This window comes from Arthrobacter sp. Hiyo1 (genome assembly GCF_001263615.2).
Classification (GTDB): domain Bacteria; phylum Actinomycetota; class Actinomycetes; order Actinomycetales; family Micrococcaceae; genus Arthrobacter.
This window is the reverse complement of sequence record NZ_DF952470.1, coordinates 141164-142392: the sequence shown is the minus strand read 5'-3', so window position 1 is coordinate 142392 and position 1229 is coordinate 141164. Positions and strand designations below refer to the sequence as shown.

At 66.1% G+C, this 1229-nt stretch carries 1 protein-coding gene; it reads right to left on the bottom strand.

Annotated elements, in window-relative coordinates; all coding sequences use genetic code 11:
- Positions 1 to 1229: glycosyl hydrolase family 65 protein (locus tag AHiyo1_RS09615; RefSeq protein WP_148667531.1), on the bottom strand; the 1229-nt coding region annotated here is incomplete at both ends.

Sequence of the window (1229 nt, the reverse complement as noted above, 5' to 3'; positions counted from 1 at the left end):
CTCCAAAGGTGCGGAACCGGCGTCGGACCCTAGCCCAGGAGAACCTGAATCCGGAACCAGCGCAAGGCTGATGGTCGCCGGCCGCAGCTCGACGGACAACAGCCGCCCGCGGATCTTGAGCCGGAAGGACAGGCTGTCCCACTCGGCCGGCAACCGCGGATCGAAGTGCGGGACCTGGCCCTGGTCACGCATGCCCGCGAAACCGCACACCAGGGAACTCCAGATGCCGCCGGTGGACGCGATGTGCACGCCGTCGACGGTGTTGTGGTGCGTGTTGTCCAGGTCGATGAACAAGGCCTCGGTGAAGTGCTTGAGCGCGACGTCGGAGTAGCCCACCTCGGCCGCCATGATGCCCTGCACGCAGGCGGACAAGGTGGAGTCGCCGGTGGTGATGGGATCGTAGAAGTCGAACGCGCGCTGCTTTTCCTCGGCCGTGAAGTCCTGCCACTGGAGGAACATCGCCAGTACCGTATCCGCTTGCTTGAGGACCTGGTGCCGGTAGATCACCAGCGGGTGGAAGTTGAGCAGCAGCGGGTACTTCGACTTAGGGGTGTTCCAGTCCCACGGCTCCAGGGTCATGAAGTCGTTGTCCTGGCTGTAGATCTCCATGTCCGGATCGTAGGGAAGGGACATACGCGCGGCGGCCTGCTGCCACACCATCCGCTCGGTGTCGGGGACGTCCGGGTGTTCCAGTGCCGCAGCGGCCCGCAGGTTAAAGCGGGCCATGACGTTGGTGTAGAGGTTGTCGTTGACCACCGCCGTGTATTCATCCGGGCCGGTGACGCCGTGGATGTGGAACAAGCCGTCCTTGCCGAAGAAGCCCAGCGAAGCCCACATGCGGGCCGTCTCGATCAACAGGTCGGCGCCCACTTCGGCGCGGAAGCTCGCGTCGCCGCTGGCCCACTGGTACCGGTTGGCTGCGAAGGAGATGGCGGCGGCGATGTGGAACTGCGCCGTGCCAGCGGCGTAGTACGCGCTGGCCTCGAGCCCGTTGATGGTGCGCCACGGGAACAGTGCACCGTCCACGCTGAGTTCCTTGGCCCGAATCCGGGCGTCGGGAAGCATGGCGTGGCGGGATTCCAGCACTTGGCGCGCGGCGGCCGGGTTGGTATAGGTCAAGTACGGCAGGAGGTACACCTCCTGGTCCCAGAAGTAGTGGCCCTCATAGCCGGAGCCGCTGACGCCCTTGGCCGGGATGCCCGCGACGCCGGCCCGCGCGGTGGCCTGGG